Origin of the sequence: Streptomyces sp. cg40, assembly GCF_050320165.1 — a bacterium.
In the GTDB taxonomy this organism is placed as follows: domain Bacteria; phylum Actinomycetota; class Actinomycetes; order Streptomycetales; family Streptomycetaceae; genus Streptomyces; species Streptomyces hokutonensis.
The window spans coordinates 49,630-66,680 of record NZ_CP190128.1 but is presented as its reverse complement, the minus strand read 5'-3'; the positions used below and the strand labels follow the sequence as shown (position 1 = coordinate 66,680).

The 17,051-nt window shown below is 70.7% G+C and carries 16 protein-coding genes; 3 read left to right on the top strand and 13 right to left on the bottom strand.

The window, feature by feature from the left end; genetic code table 11:
- The first annotated feature begins 20 nt into the window (after positions 1 to 20).
- Positions 21 to 374 carry a hypothetical protein gene (locus tag ACQHII_RS00295; protein WP_427917212.1) on the top strand — a complete coding sequence of 118 codons (354 nt, stop codon included), beginning with the start codon at positions 21 to 23 and terminating at the stop codon, positions 372 to 374.
- 118 nt (positions 375 to 492) lie between these two features.
- On the opposite strand, the gene ACQHII_RS00290 is transcribed toward ACQHII_RS00295, so the two are convergent.
- From ACQHII_RS00290 to ACQHII_RS00255, 8 genes are read right to left on the bottom strand one after another with little or no spacing between them, the layout of a single operon-like run.
- Positions 493 to 1,716, bottom strand: a complete 1,224-nt coding sequence (locus ACQHII_RS00290) for a hypothetical protein (RefSeq protein ID WP_427917211.1) — start codon at positions 1,714 to 1,716, stop codon at positions 493 to 495.
- A gap of 18 nt (positions 1,717 to 1,734) precedes the next feature.
- Positions 1,735 to 2,550: an IclR family transcriptional regulator gene (locus ACQHII_RS00285; RefSeq protein ID WP_427917210.1), complete on the bottom strand. Its 816-nt coding sequence runs from the start codon at positions 2,548 to 2,550 to the stop codon at positions 1,735 to 1,737.
- Positions 2,547 to 3,260, bottom strand: coding sequence for an MBL fold metallo-hydrolase (locus ACQHII_RS00280; RefSeq protein ID WP_427917209.1), 714 nt, complete (start codon positions 3,258 to 3,260; stop codon positions 2,547 to 2,549). The genes ACQHII_RS00285 and ACQHII_RS00280 overlap by 4 nt, the downstream gene beginning before the upstream one ends.
- Positions 3,251 to 4,399, bottom strand: coding sequence for a M20/M25/M40 family metallo-hydrolase (locus tag ACQHII_RS00275; protein ID WP_427917208.1), 1,149 nt, complete (start codon positions 4,397 to 4,399; stop codon positions 3,251 to 3,253). Before ACQHII_RS00275 ends, ACQHII_RS00280 begins: the two co-directional genes overlap by 10 nt.
- A complete protein-coding gene (locus ACQHII_RS00270) occupies positions 4,396 to 5,385 on the bottom strand; it encodes an ABC transporter permease (RefSeq protein WP_427917207.1) in 990 nt (329 codons plus the stop codon). The genes ACQHII_RS00275 and ACQHII_RS00270 overlap by 4 nt, the downstream gene beginning before the upstream one ends.
- Positions 5,382 to 6,335 (bottom strand): ABC transporter permease, encoded by a 954-nt coding sequence (locus ACQHII_RS00265; RefSeq protein ID WP_427917206.1) that lies wholly within the window; start codon positions 6,333 to 6,335, stop codon positions 5,382 to 5,384. Before ACQHII_RS00265 ends, ACQHII_RS00270 begins: the two co-directional genes overlap by 4 nt.
- A complete protein-coding gene (locus tag ACQHII_RS00260) occupies positions 6,328 to 7,869 on the bottom strand; it encodes a sugar ABC transporter ATP-binding protein (protein WP_427917205.1) in 1,542 nt (513 codons plus the stop codon). The genes ACQHII_RS00265 and ACQHII_RS00260 overlap by 8 nt, the downstream gene beginning before the upstream one ends.
- A gap of 13 nt (positions 7,870 to 7,882) precedes the next feature.
- Complete coding sequence (locus ACQHII_RS00255; protein WP_427917204.1) at positions 7,883 to 8,953, bottom strand: ABC transporter substrate-binding protein; 1,071 nt, start codon at positions 8,951 to 8,953, stop codon at positions 7,883 to 7,885.
- 429 nt (positions 8,954 to 9,382) lie between these two features.
- On the opposite strand from ACQHII_RS00255, the gene ACQHII_RS00250 reads away from it, so the two are divergent.
- On the top strand, positions 9,383 to 11,476 hold the full coding sequence (locus ACQHII_RS00250) for a CASTOR/POLLUX-related putative ion channel (protein ID WP_427917203.1): 2,094 nt from the start codon (positions 9,383 to 9,385) through the stop codon (positions 11,474 to 11,476).
- A gap of 39 nt (positions 11,477 to 11,515) precedes the next feature.
- Here ACQHII_RS00250 and ACQHII_RS00245 read toward each other — a convergent pair whose 3' ends face one another.
- The 3 genes from ACQHII_RS00245 to ACQHII_RS00235 all read right to left on the bottom strand — a co-directional run bounded on the left by ACQHII_RS00245 (position 11,516) and on the right by ACQHII_RS00235 (position 13,157).
- A complete protein-coding gene (locus ACQHII_RS00245) occupies positions 11,516 to 11,701 on the bottom strand; it encodes a hypothetical protein (RefSeq protein ID WP_427917202.1) in 186 nt (61 codons plus the stop codon).
- Positions 11,686 to 12,075 carry a hypothetical protein gene (locus ACQHII_RS00240; protein ID WP_427917201.1) on the bottom strand — a complete coding sequence of 130 codons (390 nt, stop codon included), beginning with the start codon at positions 12,073 to 12,075 and terminating at the stop codon, positions 11,686 to 11,688. The genes ACQHII_RS00245 and ACQHII_RS00240 overlap by 16 nt, the downstream gene beginning before the upstream one ends.
- Before the next feature lie 425 nt (positions 12,076 to 12,500).
- The gene (locus ACQHII_RS00235) at positions 12,501 to 13,157 is read right to left on the bottom strand and encodes a lysophospholipid acyltransferase family protein (RefSeq protein WP_427917200.1); all 657 of its coding nucleotides are present in this window, start codon (positions 13,155 to 13,157) and stop codon (positions 12,501 to 12,503) included.
- Between the two features lie 375 nt (positions 13,158 to 13,532).
- Here ACQHII_RS00235 and ACQHII_RS00230 point away from each other — a divergent pair, with 375 nt between their 5' ends.
- Positions 13,533 to 14,717, top strand: coding sequence for a serine hydrolase domain-containing protein (locus tag ACQHII_RS00230; protein ID WP_427917199.1), 1,185 nt, complete (start codon positions 13,533 to 13,535; stop codon positions 14,715 to 14,717).
- Between the two features lie 499 nt (positions 14,718 to 15,216).
- Here ACQHII_RS00230 and ACQHII_RS00225 read toward each other — a convergent pair whose 3' ends face one another.
- Together ACQHII_RS00225 and ACQHII_RS00220 are read right to left on the bottom strand one after the other, a co-directional pair.
- The gene (locus ACQHII_RS00225; protein ID WP_427917198.1) at positions 15,217 to 16,053 is read right to left on the bottom strand and encodes a carbohydrate ABC transporter permease; all 837 of its coding nucleotides are present in this window, start codon (positions 16,051 to 16,053) and stop codon (positions 15,217 to 15,219) included.
- The gene (locus tag ACQHII_RS00220) at positions 16,050 to 17,042 is read right to left on the bottom strand and encodes a carbohydrate ABC transporter permease (protein ID WP_427917197.1); all 993 of its coding nucleotides are present in this window, start codon (positions 17,040 to 17,042) and stop codon (positions 16,050 to 16,052) included. The genes ACQHII_RS00225 and ACQHII_RS00220 overlap by 4 nt, the downstream gene beginning before the upstream one ends.
- Between the last annotated feature and the right edge of the window lie 9 nt (positions 17,043 to 17,051).

The following is a 17,051-nucleotide window of genomic DNA, read 5'->3' as shown; positions in this document are numbered from 1 at the left end:
CTGCCGCGTCGCGGTCAGACGTGGGCCTCGGCGCGGTGGGCCGGGCCCTGGTCTCCATCGCCCGTGACCAGGTCTCGGTCCCGTCGCGGATCGCGGCATCGACCCCGGCCGGTCCGCCCGGCGCGGAGTCGGTGACGGTGTCCGCCGATCCACGACACTCAGGACGCGGTTTCCACCGGGGGTTGGTGGCGCTGTTCGACGAACACGACGGGCGGGCGTCGGCGTTCGTGGACGGCGAGTCGCTGACCGGGGTCCGCACGGCGGCGGTCGCCACCCGCAGCGCGCCGGCCCCGGCCGCCGGCCCCGGTCCGCGAGTCGTGGCCGACGTTCGTCACCACCAGTGCCTACGCCGGCCTTCGATTGCCCCGCCGTGATCAACCGCCCAACTCCGCGTCACCGTAAAGGAGGAGCCGGGCGGCGGTCGCTCCGGCCGGTCGGGGCGGATCACGCGGACACGGGCCTCGCCGCGATCTCCTCCAGGAGACGGACGCCTCACGCCTTCAGCGCCGCCGTGATGCGTTCCAGTACGGGGAACGGGACCAGCCCGTAGTGGTAGAAGTCCACGGCGTCGGCTCCGCCGGGACCTGTTGCCGCCTTGGTCTTCGTCGTGAGGTGCTCGGCCGAATCGGTGTCGGGGATGCCGGGCCGCAGTACGGCGCGCAGCGAACAGCCGTCCGCGAGGGCGGCCCGGTAACCGGCGACGTCGGCCGCGATCCGCTCCGGGGACCGCGCGTAGGCGAGCACCGAGTATCCGGGCACGACCGCGCTCACGGCACCCGGGTCGACCCCGGTCCGCCAGGCCTCGTCCACCGCGAGCCCGCCCGTGGGGCGGCCGTCGGCGTATCCCTTGATCGCACCGGTGAGATCGAGGAAGAACAGCCGGGAGCCTTCGTCGGCCACCGCCTCGGCGACCGTCGCGGCGAGCGATGTGACGGTGGAGGTACGGGTGACGACATAGGCCGTGATCGACTCGGGCAGCTGTTCCGGAAGTCGGCCCGAACAGTCGGCGCCCGACGTGCCGTCCATCACCCGGCCGACGAGCCGGGCCGCCTCGCTCCGCGCCCTTCCCGCGTCCACGCCGACGGCCTCGGCGTGGCGTACGCAGTGGCGACAGAAACACAGCCCGAGCAGGAAGTCCTCCAGCGGGCCGAGCGGGACGAAGCTGCGTTCGTGGTGGTAGCCGTGGCCGAAGGTGCCGTAGTGCAGGGACTCCGCGACCACGGCGTCCACGCCGAGCCGGGCCACCGAACGGGCCAGCGCCACCGCGTACGCCCGTACGTCGGGGTGCGCGGGGCACAGGTCGGCGGGGGCGGCCCGGTCGCCGAAACAGTTCCGCTGGGTGACGTCGGGGTGCGCGAGTCCGAGCGTGGTGTTGTGCAGGAACACGGTCCAGCCGTGCAGCCCCGCGCCCCGCTCGGCCGTCGACCGCCTTGCCTCGCGCAGCGGTTCACGCTCGGCGTCCGCCTGCACCGGCGGCACCAGCCGCAGCCCCTCGAAGAGATCGGCGGGCGGGACGAAGTGCGTGCCGTCCCGGCGCACGGTGACGCGGGCCGGCCCGTGCGGGGTGACGTCCCGGGCACGGTGGTAGGCGGCGGCGACGGTGAGCGTGTCGCAGCCGTAGTCACCGAGAACGCGGTCGAGCACGGCCGTCGTGCCTTCCGCGCGCAGGTCCTCGACGAAGGCGTACGTCGATGCCGTGGACGTTTTCACGGTCATGGTGGGGTTGCTCCAGGGTCAGTGGCTGTCGGTGTCCAGGGCGCGGGAGGAGCCGAGGATGTGGGAGATGTCCAGGCCGGTCCGGACGACCATGGGGCCGACCTGGCGGACCCGGGCCGGGGTCATCCGGGTGGTGAGGCCGGAGACGCTGACCGCTCCGACGGCCGCGTCGGTGTGGTCGAAGACGGGGGCGGCGACGCAGCGCACCTCCGGCTCGTTCTCCCGGTCGTCGATGGCGTAGCCCCGCCGCCGTACCCGGTCGAGTTCAACGCGCAGCAGCTGCGGGTCGGTGGTGGTGTGCGGGGTGATCGGGGGCATTCCCGCGTCGACGACGACCCGGAACTCCTCCTGGCCGAGCCAGGCGAGGATGGCCTTGCCGACGGCGGTGCGGTAGGCGGGGATGCGGCTGCCGACGCGGGAGGCCATGCGCACGTTGGTCTCGTTCTCGACCTTGTCGATGTAGACCACGTCGGGCGGCTCGTACACGACGAGGTGGCAGGTCTCCCCGACGGCGTGTTGGAGCAGTCGTAGCGGCTCCGTCGCCACGGTCCGCAGGTCCAGTGAGGAGAGGTAGGCCTGGCCGAGCCGGAGCGTGCCGTGGCCGAGGCGGAACCAGCCCGTCTCGCGGTCGCGCACCAGCAGGTCCGCCTCCATCAGCGGTGCGGTGAGGCGGAGGACGGTGCTCTTGTTGATGCCGAGTTCGTCGGCGAGCCGGGTGAGCGAGATACCGCGGCCGGGTCCGGCGTGGTCGCGGATGTGTTCGAGGACGGTGAGCGCGCGGCGCAGCGACGAGGACTGATTGCGGCCGACGGGCGAGGGGGAGGGGGCGGTCACGTCGTACTCCTCGGCAGCAGTCCGCGGGCGACGGTGTCGCGGGCGGCGGCCAGATGGCGCCCGGCACGGGCGAGCGAGACCTCGTGATGGCCGGGGAAGAGCGCGTCGACGTCGAGCGCGGCCAGCGAGGCCAGACTGGCCGCGTACTCGGGCACGCGGCAGTCGTGCAGATTCTGCAGCGAGATACGGCCCTGGGTGAAGACGCAGTCTCCGGAGAACAGCGCTCGGTAGCCCGGAGTACGCAGGTGATAGCAGACGTGTCCGTCGGCGTGGCCGGGTGTCGTGACGGCACGCAGGATCACCCCGCCGCCCAGGTCGAACTCCTCTCCGTCCGCCACCGCCTTGACCTCGGGGCAGGGTGCGAAGACGTAGTCGGCGGGGTAGACACCGGCGGCCTTTCCGCGGTCCACGCTCAGCGCCCGCTCGTCCCCGGCGGCGATCCACGGCACGGCCCGGGCGCCGGCCAGAATCCGCAGTCCGGGCCAGCGCCGGGCGAGCGCGGCGGCCCCGCCCGCGTGATCGGCGTGCCCGTGCGTCAGGAGCACGACGTCGGGCCGTGCGATGTCGAGCGGGGCGCGTCCGGCTCCCGCGTCGACGAGGGCACTGTGGCGATCGCCTCGTACGAGATAGACGTGGCAGTCCAGCGGGTCGGAGAGATCGAACCCCGCGGCCCCGCTGGCGACGAGCGTGACATGATCGGTCAGGCGCACGGCGTCCCTCGCATCCTCCGTACGGTGTCCACGACGATGCGTGCGGCCAGCGCCACCTCCGCGAGGTCCACCGACTCCGCGGCGGCGTGCGCGTCCGTCACCGACCCGGGACCGAAGACCACGGAGGCGATCCCCGCCCGGGCCAGTTTGCTGGCGTCCGTTCCGAACGGCATTCCGTGGACCGTGGACGGCCGGCCGTGATCCGCGAGAGCCGCGCGCAGCGCGGTGACGACCGGAGCGCCGGCCGGGGTGTCCAGCGCCGGGTCGACCGTGAACGGAGGATCCACCTCGGCACCCAGCGCGGCGAGTTCGGCCCGGTCCGCCCGCCACACGGCGTCCAGCTCCTCGCCGGGAAGCGTGCGCCGGTCTATGTCGACCTCACACCGGTCGGGGATGGTGTTGGGTCCGGTGCCGCCCCGGATACGGGTGATCGAGCGGGTGGCGGGCCCCAACAGCGGGTGCGGTGGGACCGAGGGCGGGGCCGCCGCGAGACGGGCGATGACCGGAGCCATGAGCGTGATCGCGTTCACCGCCTCCGAGGGGCGCGAGCTGTGCCCGGCGCGGCCCGTGGTCCGGGCGGTGTAACGGACGACTCCCTTGTGCGCGACGGCCGGGACCAGCCCGGTGGGTTCTCCGACGAGCGCGCCGAAGACCGCCCGGTCGGCCAGGGTGTCCAGCAGGTGCAGCACACCGCGGTAGGCGTGCTCCTCGTCGCACACCCCGGCGAGCACGACCGAGCACGGCGGGGCATCCCCGGCGGCGAGTTCCGCGAGGGCCAGCAGGAACGCGGCCAGCGATCCCTTCGCGTCGCAGGCGCCACGCCCGTACAGACGGCCCTCCCTGACCTCGCCGCCGAAGGGATCGACCGTCATCCCGTCGACCTCGACAGTGTCCAGATGCGTCTCGAGGACGACGGTCCCGGCGCCGCGCCCCGGCACGACCGCCACGATGTTGGGCCGGCCCGGCAGCACCTCCTGCACCTCGGAGGTGATGTCACGGGCGGCAAGCCACTCCCGCACGTATTCCGCGACCGCCGTCTCACCCCCGTCGCCGGCTCCCTGGCCACGGGGGTTGACGGACGGGATCCCCACGAGGTCGCGCAACAGGCTCTCCGCCCCGGCCGGGCCCTCTTCGATCATGCGACGCGCTCCCTCGCGTAGACCAGCAACAGAGTGATGATCAAGATGCCCAGTACCACCTGCCGTACGCCCTCCGAGAGGTTCCAGGACGTCAGCAGGGCGGTCAGCAGGGTGAGCAGGAGAGCCCCGCCGACGGTGCCGAGGAGATGGCCGCGCCCGCCGAGGATGGACGTGCCGCCGAGCACGACCGAGGCGATGGACAGCAGCTGGTAGGGGTTGCCCATGGTCAGGGAACTGGTGCCGGTGAAGCCGAGCAGTACCAGTCCGGCCACACCGGCCAGCAGCGCACAGGCCGTGTACGCGGTGAAGGCCGTGGTCACGACCGGGACCCCGGAGGCCCGGGCGGCGTCCTCTCCGGCACCGAGGGCGAAGGCGTACCGGCCGGTGCGGGAGCGATGGAGCAGCCAGAACGCGGCGGCCGTGACCGCCAGCCACAGCACGAACGCCCGGGGGACGCCCAGCAGCCGGCCGTTGGCGAGCGAGTCCAGCAGCGGTACCCGCGCCGAACTGGGCGAACCGTTCGTGTACACGAGCAGGGCGCCGGACAGGATCGTGCCGGTGGCCAGGGTCATCACCATCGGCGGCACCCGCAGCCACACCACTCCGGCCGCGTTCACGACCCCCACCAGGGCGCTGAACAGCAGGGCCACCGCGATGCCGGTGGCGTTGCCGCCCGGGCCCGAGGCGACCTTGGCGCACACCACGGCGGACAGGGCGACGACCCCCGACACCGACAGGTCGATGCCGCTCATCATGACGACGAGGGTCTGCCCGACCGCGACGATGCCCAGGAACGAGGCCGTCTGCACGAGATAGCGGAAACTGGAGACCGTGTCGAAGCCGTCCGCGAACAGGACCGCCGCCAGCCAGGTCGCGCCCAGCACGCCGAACGCCCAGGCCGCGCGGTTGCCGCGCAGGGCGGCCAGGGGCAGCAGCGCGCCGACGCGCCCGCTCGTACGGTCCGCCGGGGTGGTGGGGCTGCTCATACGGCGGCCTCCCTCGTGAGATACGTCTTCAGGGTGAGGGCGACGACGAGGATCACGCCCTGAAGGATCAGCTGGTAGAAGGGCGAGATGCCCGTGAACAGCAGCAGATTGGTCAGCAGCCCGATGACCAGCGCGCCCAGTACGGTGCCCCGCATGCGTCCGACCCCGCCGAAGAAGCTGATGCCGCCGAGCACGGACGCGGCGATGGAGTTGAGCGTGTACGGCGTGCCGATGGTCGGGTCCGCCGAGCCGGTCTGGATGGCGAGTCCGATTCCGGCGAGACCGGTGAACGCGCCGGCCAGGGCGTAGCCCGAGATCTTCACCGAGCGGGTGTGCAGACCACTGGCGTAGGCGCCGTGTTCGTTGCCGCCGACGGCGTAGAGCGCGAGCCCGTGGCGGGTGGTGCGCAGCAGCTTCCACAGCAGGAGCACGACCACGACGGCCACCGCCGGGACCGCGACTCCGTTCCAGCCGTTGTTGTACGCGTTCACCAGCCCGCCCGGCACCGTTCCGCCGGGCTGGGGCAGCACCACCAGCGTGATCCCGCCCCACAGGAAGGAGGCCGCGAGCGTCACGACGATCGGTGGCAGCCCGGCGTACGCCACCAGGGCGCCGTTGACCGCGCCCGCCGCGACGGCCGCACACACGGCCAGCAGCGCGGCGACCAGCACCGCCCCCGCGCTGTGGGCGTCGTAGGTGGCGAAGACCGCCATGGCGAGACCGAGGACCGCGCCCAGTGACAGATCGATACCGCCGAGCAGCATGACGGTGGTCTGTCCGGCCGCGGCCAGGAGCAGCGGCAGGAACTGGGCGGAGAGGATGGTGACGGAGGCGGGGGTGAGCAGGCTGGAGTCGTAGTGCTGGTAGGCGATCAGCAGCACCAGCAGGAGGGCGGTCAGGGCGAGGAGGTCGGTGTTGCCGCGGGTGAGGCCCGCGAGGCGCTCACGCATGGACCACGCTCCCGGATCCCGGCGTGTCCGTGGCCGCCGTTCCCGTGACCGATGCTCTGACCAGGCGCTCCTCGGTCAGGTCCGGCCCGGTGAGTCGGTCGACGACCGTGCCCTCGTACAGGACGGCGACCTCGTCGCACAGTCCGACCAGTTCCATGGTGTCTCCGGAGGTGACGAGTACCGCGAGGCCTTCGTCGGCGAGGCGGCGCAGCAGGTGGTAGATCTCGCGCTTGGCTCCGATGTCGATGCCCCGGGTCGGCTCGGCGAGCAGCAGGACGCGCGGTCCGGTCGGCAGCCACTTGGCCAGCGCGACCTTCTGCTGGTTGCCGCCGGAGAGCCGCCGCGTCTCCTGCGCGGGGGAGGACACCTTGATGCGCAGCCGCTCGATCAGTTCGTCGACGAGGCTCTCCTCGGCGCCGCGCGAGACGGTGGTGAGGCGGCGGGCGGGCGCCAGGTCGCGCATGCTGGGCAGCGCGAGGTTGTCCCGCACACTGCGCATGGTGTGTACCCCCTCGGTCTTGCGGTCCTCGGGCACATAGGCGACGCGGTGCCGGATGGCGTCCCGTGGTGAGTCCAGTCGTACCGGCCGCCCCTCGAACTCGACCGTCCCGGAATGCCGTGACAGTCCGAACAGGGCCCGCAGCACCTCCCGTTGCCCCTGTCCCTGGAGTCCGCCGAGGCCGGTGATCCGGCCGGGGACCAGGTCGAGGTCGATGTCGGCACAGGAGCGGGGGACGGTGAGTCCGCGCACCCGGAGCAGGGGTTGTGCCGGTTCGGCCGCGGCAGGGGCCTTCGGTGGGAACAGGTCCGAGAGCTCCCGCCCCACCATCAGCCGGACGATGTCGTCGTGATCGGTGTCCGCTCGGTCCCGGGTCGCCATCACGGCCCCGTCCTTCAGCACCGTCAACCGGTCGCTGACGGCGAAGAGTTCGGCCATGCGGTGGCTGACGAGGATCACCGAGCCTCCTTGGGCGCGCAGTTCCCCGATCACCCGGAAGACGGCGGCGACCTGGTCGTCGTCCAGTGCGGAGGTCGCCTCGTCGAGGATCAGGAGACGGGGCTCGCCCGCCAGGGCCTTGGCCAGTTCGACCAGTTGCTGCCGGCCCAAGGACAGTCGCCCCACCGGGGTGCGCGGGTCGACGTCGAGGCCGACCCGCGCCAGCAGCGGCTCGGCGCGGGCCACGAGGTCCCGCCGCCGCACCAGACCGCGGCGGCTGGGCCAGGACCCCAGGAACACGTTCTCCGCGATGTTCTGATGGGGGTTGAGACTGAGTTCCTGGTGCACGGAGCCGATCCCGGCGGCCCGGGCGCGGTGGGGAGACCACGCCCGGGCGACCGGAGCGCCGTCGTGGACGACGCGGCCTGTGTCGGGGGTCAGGAGCCCGGTGATGAGCGAGAGGACCGTGGACTTCCCGGCCCCGTTCTCTCCCACGAGCGCCAGTACCTCCCCGGCCCCTACCTCGAAACTCACGTCCGAGAGCACCCGGTTGCCCGCGAACGACTTGGACACCTTCTCCACGCTCAGCAGCGCCACGGTCGTGCTCCGCCTACTTGCCGATGAGCTTGTCGATGTCCGACTGGGCGATGGCATTGATGGGGTAGGAGTCGTCGGGCTGGTCGGGCTTGGCGTACTGGGACAGGTTGCTGTCCGTGATCTCGGGCAGCGGCACGTCGATGTCCTGCGGGACGGCCACGCCCTCACGCTTGGCGACGGCCGCTTCCAGGGCGATCACCGAGAGGTAGTTGGGCTGGGCGGTGGCGATTGAGGAGAAACCTTCTTTCTGCTTGCTCAGCCAGAGCTTCAGGAAGCCGTTGTAGTTCTCGCCGGTGATCGGGACCAGCTTCTTGTCCTGCTTGACCAGAGTCTGGAGGGCCGCGGCCGACAGCGCGCCGCCCTGGGAGAAGACGCCGTCGATGTCCGGGTGGGCGGAGTAGGCGGAGGCGAAGGACTGCGCGGCCGGGGCGAGGTTGTACTCGCTGTGCACATTGCTGACGATCTTGATGCCCGGATACTTCTTGAACACGGCCTCGGCACCCGCCCAGCGGTCCTCGCTGACGGCGACACCCGCCGGGCCGTTCATGGCGATGATGCTGCCCTTGCCGTTCAGCTTCTTGGCCAGCCAGGTCGCCATCATCGAGCCCCAGGCCTTCTGGTCGGTACCGACCCGGATCACCTTGGTGCTGGTCGGCAGCGAGTCGAAGGCCACGACCGTGATACCGGCGGCGACGGCCTGCTCCAGCGCGGGGTTCAGCGCGGTGGAGGAGCCCGCGTCCACCAGGATCACGTCGTACTTCTGCTGGATCATGGCCCGGATCTGCGCGATCTGCTGCGAGGTGTCGCCGTTCGCGTTGAACGTCTTCAGCGAGGACACCTCGCCGCTCGACTTCAGCTTGTCCACGTCGCCCTGGAGCAGCTTCAGGGTCTGCTGCATCCACGACGGGGTCAGGTAGATCGTCGACCAGCCGACCTTGAGGTCCTCGGCCCGGGTGGCCGAGGCACTGGCACCGGCGGCGGTGCTGCTGCCGCCACCGGACTGGACGTCGCAGGCGGTGATCCCGCCCAGCGCGCAGAGGGAGGCGGCGACCGCCACAGCACCACGTACGGAACGTGCGTTCATCGGAGTTCCTCGAATCCCTCGGTGGTGTCGGGTTGCCGTCGGCAGGACCCGGGTGACACCGGTCGACAGGTGGTGGGTTGGGAAAGGGAGGCACCGGGTCCGCGCACGGAACATCGCTGTTCCGGTCGTGGGAGGGCGGTTCGCCCGGTGAGGACCGGTCTGTTGAGAGGGGAAGGTAAAAGGTGCGCGCCACCGGGCACTACGGCTGCAACACAAAATTTCGCATTGCACAACAGTCGTGGTCGGACGGTTGCGAAGACGGCGGCGAGCAGTATCTTGAACGCGCCGCGCAACTCTTCACCGGTCCGCGAGGTCGCGCCCCCGCACCCACTGCGAGCCCGCCCCCGACCCGAACCCGCTGCCGTCGACCCGTGGCCGAGCCGGACCAGGTTTCAGCCCGCGCCGTTGCCCGAAAGTATGAAGCTCCTGATGGAACGGCATGTCTCGGACGCCGGGCCCGGCACCCTTCGAATCCCGGAGGCGTACCGAGATCAGGGGGTCGATGTGGAACGGCGGCAGGAGCGGAGTCCGTTACGCCACCGCACGAGGTATCTGTTCGACAGGACACTCGCGCGCAGCACAGGCACCCTGCTGGGCTGGCTCGCCCTGTGCTGTCTGGGGGTCGTCGTGCCCGTGAGCACCCTGCTGGTGTGGACGGACCCCGACGCACCGCACTCGCTGTCCGGCCGGCTCACCCAGGTGTGGCGCACCAGCGCGGAGACCCTGCGGCTGGGTGTGGCCACCGGCGCGCCGCTGCGGATGCTGCTGTCCGTACTGCTCGGCCTGATCGCCCTGCTGTGCGTGTCGACGGTCGTCGGAGTCGTCACCACGGGTCTCGGCGACCGGCTCGCGGAGCTGCGGCGAGGGCGCTCCCGGGTCGTGGAACGCGGCCACACCGTCGTGCTCGGCTGGTCCGACCAGGTGTTCACCGTGGTCGAAGAGCTGATCGGCGCCCGCGCGGCAGGCGACCGCCAGGTGATCACCGTGCTCGCGGACCGGGACCCGGCCGTCATGGAGAGAGCGCTGACAACCACCCTCGGTGTCACCGACGGCGTCCGCCTGGAGTGCCGCACCGGAGTGCCGTCCGACCCCGACACCCTGCGGCTGGTCAGCCTGGGCGCGGCCCGAGCGGTGGTGGTGCTGCCCGCCGAAGGCCCCGACGGCGACCTGGGGGTCGTACGGATTCTGCTGGCGCTGCGCGCCGTGCTCGGCACGGACGGCGGCCCGCGAGTGGTGGCCGCCGTACACGACGAACGCCGTGTCCCTGCCGCGCGACTCGCCGTGGGCCCGCGCGGCACGGTCCTCGGGACCGACCGGTCCACCGCGCGGCTGCTCGTGCAGTGCGCCCGGCATCCCGGGATGCCGGCGGTGCTGCGGGACCTCCTCGACTTCTCCGGAGCCGAGTTCCACATCGTCGACGTCCCGCAGGCGGCGGGACTGTCGTTCGGGGAGGTGGCGCTGCGCCTGGAGACGTCCAGTGCCGTAGGGCTCCTGCGGGCCGACGGCCGCCCGCTGCTCACCCCTCCGCCAGGGACCGTGCTGGAGGCGGGGGACCGGCTGGTGACCGTCGCCCACGACGACGGCCCCCCGCCCCTCGGCGCGCACCGCGCACCGGTCGACCCCACGGCAGTGGCCCGTACCCGGCCGTTGCCCGAACACCCTTACCGGCTCCTGCTGTTGGGCTGGAACCGCCGTGCCCCGCTGATCGTCGACACCCTGCGCCGCACCGCTCGACCGGGCTCAACGCTCGACCTGGTGACCGGTCTCGCGCCACCCCGCGTCCCACCGCGCACGGACGCCTCACCCCTGCGGCTCACCCACCACCCCGGCGACCCGTCCGCCCCCGAAACCCTCACCGGCCTCGACCTCTCCGCCTACGACTGTGTCATCGCCCTGGGCGCCGACCAGCAGGCAGGCACGGCTCCCGAACGGGCCGACGACCGGACGCTGTTGGCCCTGCTGACCCTGCGTTCCTGGGAGGAGGAGACGTCCCGCGTGCTCCCCGTGGTGGCCGAGATGCGCGAGCACCGCAGCCGGACACTCGCCCCGCTCGGCCCTGCCGGTGACGCCGTCGTCGCGGGAGAACTCACCGCCCTGCTCATGGCCCAGATCGTCCACACCCCCGAACTGGCCGCGGTGTTCGAGGAGATCTTCGCCGTACGCGGCGGAGCGCTCGCCCTGCGCCCGGCCTCCCACTATGTCCGGCCCGGCCGCGAGGCGTCCTTCGCCACGGTCGTCGCGGCGGCGATGCGGAACGGCGAGTACGCGATCGGCTACTGCCCCCGGGTCCCGCACGCGCCCCGCCCCCACGCCGCCGTCCACCTGTGCCCCGGCAAGTCCGAACGGCGCGTGTGGAACGCCGACGACGAGATCCTCGTCCTGACAGCGGGCCACACCGAGCCCGCCCCCACGAACCTCGTACGACTCACCCTGCCCGCCATGCGCCCCGGACCTGGAGAACACGCCGACCCCCAGCACCCGGACTCGCCGCCGACGACACCCGGCGCCGACATCTCTCCCTGAACACCAGCGCTGCCACTCCGTCCCGGACCGGCGGGACCTTCACCGGATGCCCGGCACAGCAGCACCGACCCGGGCCGACTGCCGTTCCGGCAGCCGCAGTTCGGCGGCCTTGGAGACGGCCACCGCGCGTGTCCGGACTTCCAGGCCGTGGAAGATCCGGCGCAGATGTGACTTCACGCCCCGCAACTGAGACGCCGCGACGAGGACGGTCAGCAGAGCTCCCACGGGACAGTGAAACGGGTGGGCAGCCGGTGCGCACCGGAGTACAGGATCGGCATAGGACACCACATGGCACCGCGCGCCCACGTCAGGAGGACCACACAGCCCGTGGACACCCTGACCGGCCAGTTGAGGTGCCGACCTGTCGGCCGAGCCCCGGGCTGCGGCGCGGGCACCCAACGCACCCCGGCGACGTAGACCGGACCGAGGATGGCGTACGGGCAACTGATCGTCAGCACATGTCCCTGCGACCGGTCCTGGGCGAGGCAGCGGCCGAAGGAGGAAGCGAGCAGCAGCAGGAACGCCCCGTGCGTGACGGCTGACAGCCATCTCTCGTCATGCTGCTCGGCGACCTCGGACATCACCGTCGCCTCACCCATGGTCGGCAGCGGTCAACAGTCGCGTCCCGACGAGCGTCGACGAGACCGATCCGTACCCTCGCCCCTCAACCGCACCAGTCCCTCGATCGGCACGGTGGCGTTGTGCGGACGGCAGAATCGAGCCGGGTGCCGACGCAGGCCAAGGCCGATACCGCACCCCGAGGTTGCACACATCTCCGCGGCGACACCTCTGGCTGTGCGGCCCAAAGGGTTTACCGGGCGCGAGCGGGCTCGTACCGCTTCAACGGCTGAGGGCGGAGGCTGGACCGCGTCTCGACACCCCTGTCGCGGATACGCAGCGCTTGTGAAGTCGGCTGGCACATAGCCGAGTTGGCGGTCGGCACGTGTGGAACCGACTACCACTTGGCGGGTCACGGCGTGGGAACTCGGGTTCCGGCGGCCGATGGCCATTCACCGAGTCGGACTCACGCGGGGAGGACGGACGGCAGGTGGCTGACGGCCTGACGCCACGCTTCGTGCACGGCCGTGCGGGCGTGTGCGGTGGCCTCGGTCATGTCGCCGGTCAGCTGGATGGGTTCGCCGAGGTGGACGTGCAGGTCGGGGCGGCGCAGGGGCGCGGTGGCGATGCCACTGAGCTGTTTGAGCCTGCTGCCGGAGACGATCCGGCGGGCTCCGGCGTGTCCGAGGGGAACCACGGGTGCGCCGGTGGCGAGTGCGAGGCGCGCCAGGCCGGTGCGGAAGGCGCCGGGTTCGCGATCGGTGGAGTCCCGGCGCCGCGGGAGTCCGCCTTCGGGATAGATCACCACCACTCGGCCGGCGGCGAGTGCCTCAGCCGCCAGGTCGAGTGCTGCCGCCGCGCTGTGGCTGCCCCGGTGGACCGGTATGTGGCCCTCGCGAGTGAGGCGGCGGCCGAGGACCGGAATCCTCCACAGCCCTGCCGTGGCGAGGACGACGGGTTCGGTGCCCAGGCGGTGCAGCGCGGCCAGGACGAGTGCGGGGTCGGCGAGGGCGGTGTGGTTGGGGGCGACGATGCTGCCGGGCGCGACGGCGCGGGACGTTGCGGTGGTCACTGTCAAATGGCCGAGGAAGGGGACGAGGGTACGGGCGAAGGTGCTGAGCACGTGCTGCTGGCTCCCTGGTCTGCCGGTGCGGCCCGGCGTGCGCGGTCTGGCCCGTATCGTCGCCTGAGTGGGTGGGGCAGGGCATGAGTGCGCGTACTCACATACGTGTAAGGCCGGGGCAGTTCTGCCCGGGGAACTCGTACCGGGGTGGTCGACCTCCAACCGGTACTCACTTTTGCACCCCACCTTCGCTTCTTGCTCCGTAGGATTCCCCGGGGCAGACGACAACTCGCCTGCCAGCGCCCCGTGTTCCCCTCCCCGTAGCCCGATTCCGTCCGACGGCCCTACCGGAGCTCGAAGGAGCATGAAGTGCGAGTGAATGCGCGTGCTCGACGGCGCCCGCGACTCACGAGGATTCGCGCAGCAGCAATCGCGGTGACCGCGGCCCTGGTCGTGCCCCTCGCCGCGACCCCGTCGAGTGCGAGCACGGTCCGGGGGAGCGCGGTGGTCCGACAGGATGCCACCGCGGCGACGCGCGCTCAGCTGCGGGAGTTGGCGCGGAAGTTGGTGGAAGCTGGAGTGCCCGGGGTGATCGTGCGGGTGGATGACGGTCACGGCAGGCCCATCGAGATCTCCGAGCAGGCCGCCTGGACGAATAAGGACCATCGGCTGCGGGCGGACGACGAGGTCCGAGAGGCGTCCAACACCAAGACGGTGATGGCCACCCTCGTGCTGCAACTGGTCGCCGAGCACAGGCTCGCCCTCACCGACTTGGTCGAGAAGTGGCTGCCCGGGCAAGTGCGCAACGGCAGGGCGATCACCCTGCGCATGCTGCTCAACCACACCAGCGGATTGTTCGACTACACCGACGACCCCGCCCTCGCACCTGCCCTCACCGGCCGGGACCCGCACGTATGGACATCGGCGGAAATCCTGAGGCTGGTGAGCGGACACCCGGCACTGTTCGAGCCCGGCAGCGCGTGGTCGTACAGCAACACCAACTACATCGCGATCGGCGCCGTGTTGGAGAAAGCCACCGGCAAGAGCCTCGCGGAGCTGGTGCGCGACCGGATCGCCGGCCCCCTGGGACTTCGGCACACCTTCTACGCCACCGGCTCCGCCTGGCGCGACCGGCACGCGCACGGCTACGAACCTGACGCCGCCCACATGCCACCGGACGTCCCCGAAGAGTTCAGGACCTACGCCGGACCTCAGCACGACGAGCACGTGGACGTCACCGGCGACTACGTCACGGCCGACGGAGCGGATGCGGCGATCGTCTCCACCGCCGGTGACTGGTCACGTTTCTACGGCGCGTTGATGTCGGGCCGCCTGCTGCCCACGGCCCAACTGGCGGAGATGCGTACCACTGTGCCGGAGGACGGGCCGGGGGACCCGCAGGAACTCGGGTACGGGTTGGGCATCGAGACGGCGAAGACGGACTGCGGCACGGTCTGGGACCACGTCGGCATCGTCCCGGGCTATGCGACCTACAACGTCACCGACTCCACCGGCCGTCGTACGGCCGCTTTCTTCTTTGCCACGTCCACGCTCACCAAGGAAGGGCACCAGGCCGGCGCGGCTCTGATGGACGCGGTCAACTGCGCCATTTTCGGCTGACCCGCTGCGCGCTGCCGTAGGGGGCGCCTCCCGATCGATCGGACCGGTATCACCTTGGACGAGGTCGGCGCCGTGGAACTCGACGAGGCTTGCGCGATCGTCCGCCACCGACTGGACCACTGCCCTGAGCGTCCTTCACCTCGGCGGACGGAGGCAGGTGACGGAGGGAGAGCTCCGGCCGGCCGGGAGGATGGCTCCGCTGCGCAACCAGCGCCACCCTCCCTGCTGCTCTCCGCCGCCCAGTCCATCCCGCTGGGAAGCGCCCTGGGTCGCCCGCTCGTTCGCGACGGGCGGCGGATCGGGTACGTCGCCGCCGACGCGACCTTGTGCAGCACACAGCCGCAGGCGAACATCACCCTGGCGCCCGGACGGAGTTCCGTCTCCTGGGCGACCTTCCACGACGTTCCGTGGAAGGGTGACCGGATCTCCGTCCAGTGGGGAAATCTGGGCAGCAGCAAGTACCTGAATCCCTACCGGCGGCTCAACGGATGAGTGCCGGTCATCCTTTGACCGCGCCCGAGGTGAGTCCCTGGACGATGTAACGGCTGGCGAAGGCGAAGAGCACCATGGTCGGTGCGATCGTGAGTACCGCGGCCGCCGACATCGAGCCCCAGTCGATGTTGAAGCTGGAGATGAAGCCGTTGAGCGCGGTGGGGACGGTCTTGTTGGAGTCGCTGTTCATGAGGGTGACCGACAGGAAGAGTTCGTTCCAGCAGTTGACGAAGTTGAAGATGAACGCGGCGATGATGCCGGGCTGCATGACCGGGAGCAGCACCCGGAAGAGCGCCCCGAGCCGTGAGCAGCCGTCGATCATGGCGGCCTCCTCCAGTGCGTCCGGCACGTTCTCGAAGAACCCGCGGAGCATCACCGTGCAGAAGGGGATGCAGACCGCGATGTAGACGAGGATCAGCCCGATCCGGTTGTCGACGAGGTGCAGCGTCGTCATCAGCATGTACAGCGGCCCGAGCGCGATGAACGACGGAATCATCTGCGTGACCAGGGCCGCCATCAGGAGCGCGGACCTGGTCCGGAACTCGAAGCGCGCCAGTACGTACGCCGACAGGAGCGAGATGACGGTCGCCACCCCGCCGGCGACCGTCGCGACGACGAGGCTGTTGGTGAGGTAGACGCCGAACTGCGCCTGCTCGAAGAGTCCGGTGTAGTTGGCCAGTGAGAAGTGCTGGGGCCAGTACGCGATCGTGGGACTGAAGATCGTGCCGGGGCTCTTGAACGAGGTGACGGTGATCCAGTAGAGCGGGAAGACGGTGACGACCAGCCAGCCCGTCAGGAACGTGACGCGCACGGTGCGTCCGGCGGCGGACTCCTTGTTGATCATGACGCCTTTCCGTTCCGCTCCCGGGTGGCCGTGAGGTAGAAGACCGAGAAGACCATGAGCATGGCGACGACGATCAGGCCGATCGCCGAGGCCTTCCCGTAGTCGCCCTGCTGGGTGATGGAGATCATCCACGTGGTGACGATGTGCGTCTCGTTGGACGGACCGCCACCGGTCATGCCGAAGATGATGTCGGGGAAGTTGAAGATCCAGATGACCCGGAGCAGGACCGTCAGCGCCAGCGTCCCGCGGATGGACGGGATGGTGATCTGGAAGAGCGTACGGACCTTGCCGGCGCCGTCGATCGCGCCGGCCTCGTAGATCTCGTCGGGGATCGACTGGAGGGCGGCCAGGATCATGATGGTGAAGAAGGTGACGCCGTACCAGATGTTGGCGATCACGACGGCGGTCATCGCGGTCTTCGGGTCGGCGAGCCACGGGATCGGTGTGTCGATCACGTGGACTTTCTCCAGCAGGTCGTTGACGACTCCGAACTCGCTGTTGAACATCCAGCGGAACAGGATGCCGATGAGGAATCCGGAGATCGCCCACGGGAAGAAGATCAGCGCCTGGTAGAGGCCGCGGAAGCGGAACTTGCGGCGCAGCCACAGGGCGATGGCGAACCCGATGACGAACTGGGGCACGATCGAACCGACCACCCAGACCGCGGTGTTGCCGAGGACCGTGTAGAAGACCGGGTCGGCCAGGATCTCCCGGAAGTTCTTGAGGCCGACCCAGGAGGTGTCCGTGAGGTCGTTGAGGTTCCAGTTGCGGAAGGCCATCTGGCCGCCCGCGATCATCGGGTAGTAGACGAAGATCGCGACGAACACGGCGGCCGGGGCCATGAACGCCGCGATGCTCAGGCCCCGCCGGCCGGTGAAGACCGGCCGGCGCGAGCGCGGGGCGGCCGGCCGGGCCGCCGCCGGCCCCGGGGTGTCCGTGGGCGGCGGCGCGACCTGCTGGGCCTGCGTGTCGGTGGTTGGGGGATTCACGTCCGGCCT

Excerpts from the sequence above, each read along its gene's own strand:
- ACQHII_RS00270 (WP_427917207.1), bottom strand. The coding sequence starts at position 5,385 with ATGAGCAGCCCCACCACCCCGGCGGACCGTACGAGCGGGCGCGTCGGC.
- ACQHII_RS00290 (WP_427917211.1), bottom strand. The coding sequence starts at position 1,716 with ATGACCGTGAAAACGTCCACGGCATCGACGTACGCCTTCGTCGAGGAC.
- ACQHII_RS00240 (WP_427917201.1), bottom strand. The coding sequence starts at position 12,075 with ATGGGTGAGGCGACGGTGATGTCCGAGGTCGCCGAGCAGCATGACGAG.
- ACQHII_RS00225 (WP_427917198.1), bottom strand. The coding sequence starts at position 16,053 with ATGATCAACAAGGAGTCCGCCGCCGGACGCACCGTGCGCGTCACGTTC.
- ACQHII_RS00250 (WP_427917203.1), top strand. The coding sequence starts at position 9,383 with ATGGAACGGCATGTCTCGGACGCCGGGCCCGGCACCCTTCGAATCCCG.
- ACQHII_RS00265 (WP_427917206.1), bottom strand. The coding sequence starts at position 6,335 with ATGCGTGAGCGCCTCGCGGGCCTCACCCGCGGCAACACCGACCTCCTC.
- ACQHII_RS00255 (WP_427917204.1), bottom strand. The coding sequence starts at position 8,953 with ATGAACGCACGTTCCGTACGTGGTGCTGTGGCGGTCGCCGCCTCCCTC.
- ACQHII_RS00275 (WP_427917208.1), bottom strand. The coding sequence starts at position 4,399 with ATGATCGAAGAGGGCCCGGCCGGGGCGGAGAGCCTGTTGCGCGACCTC.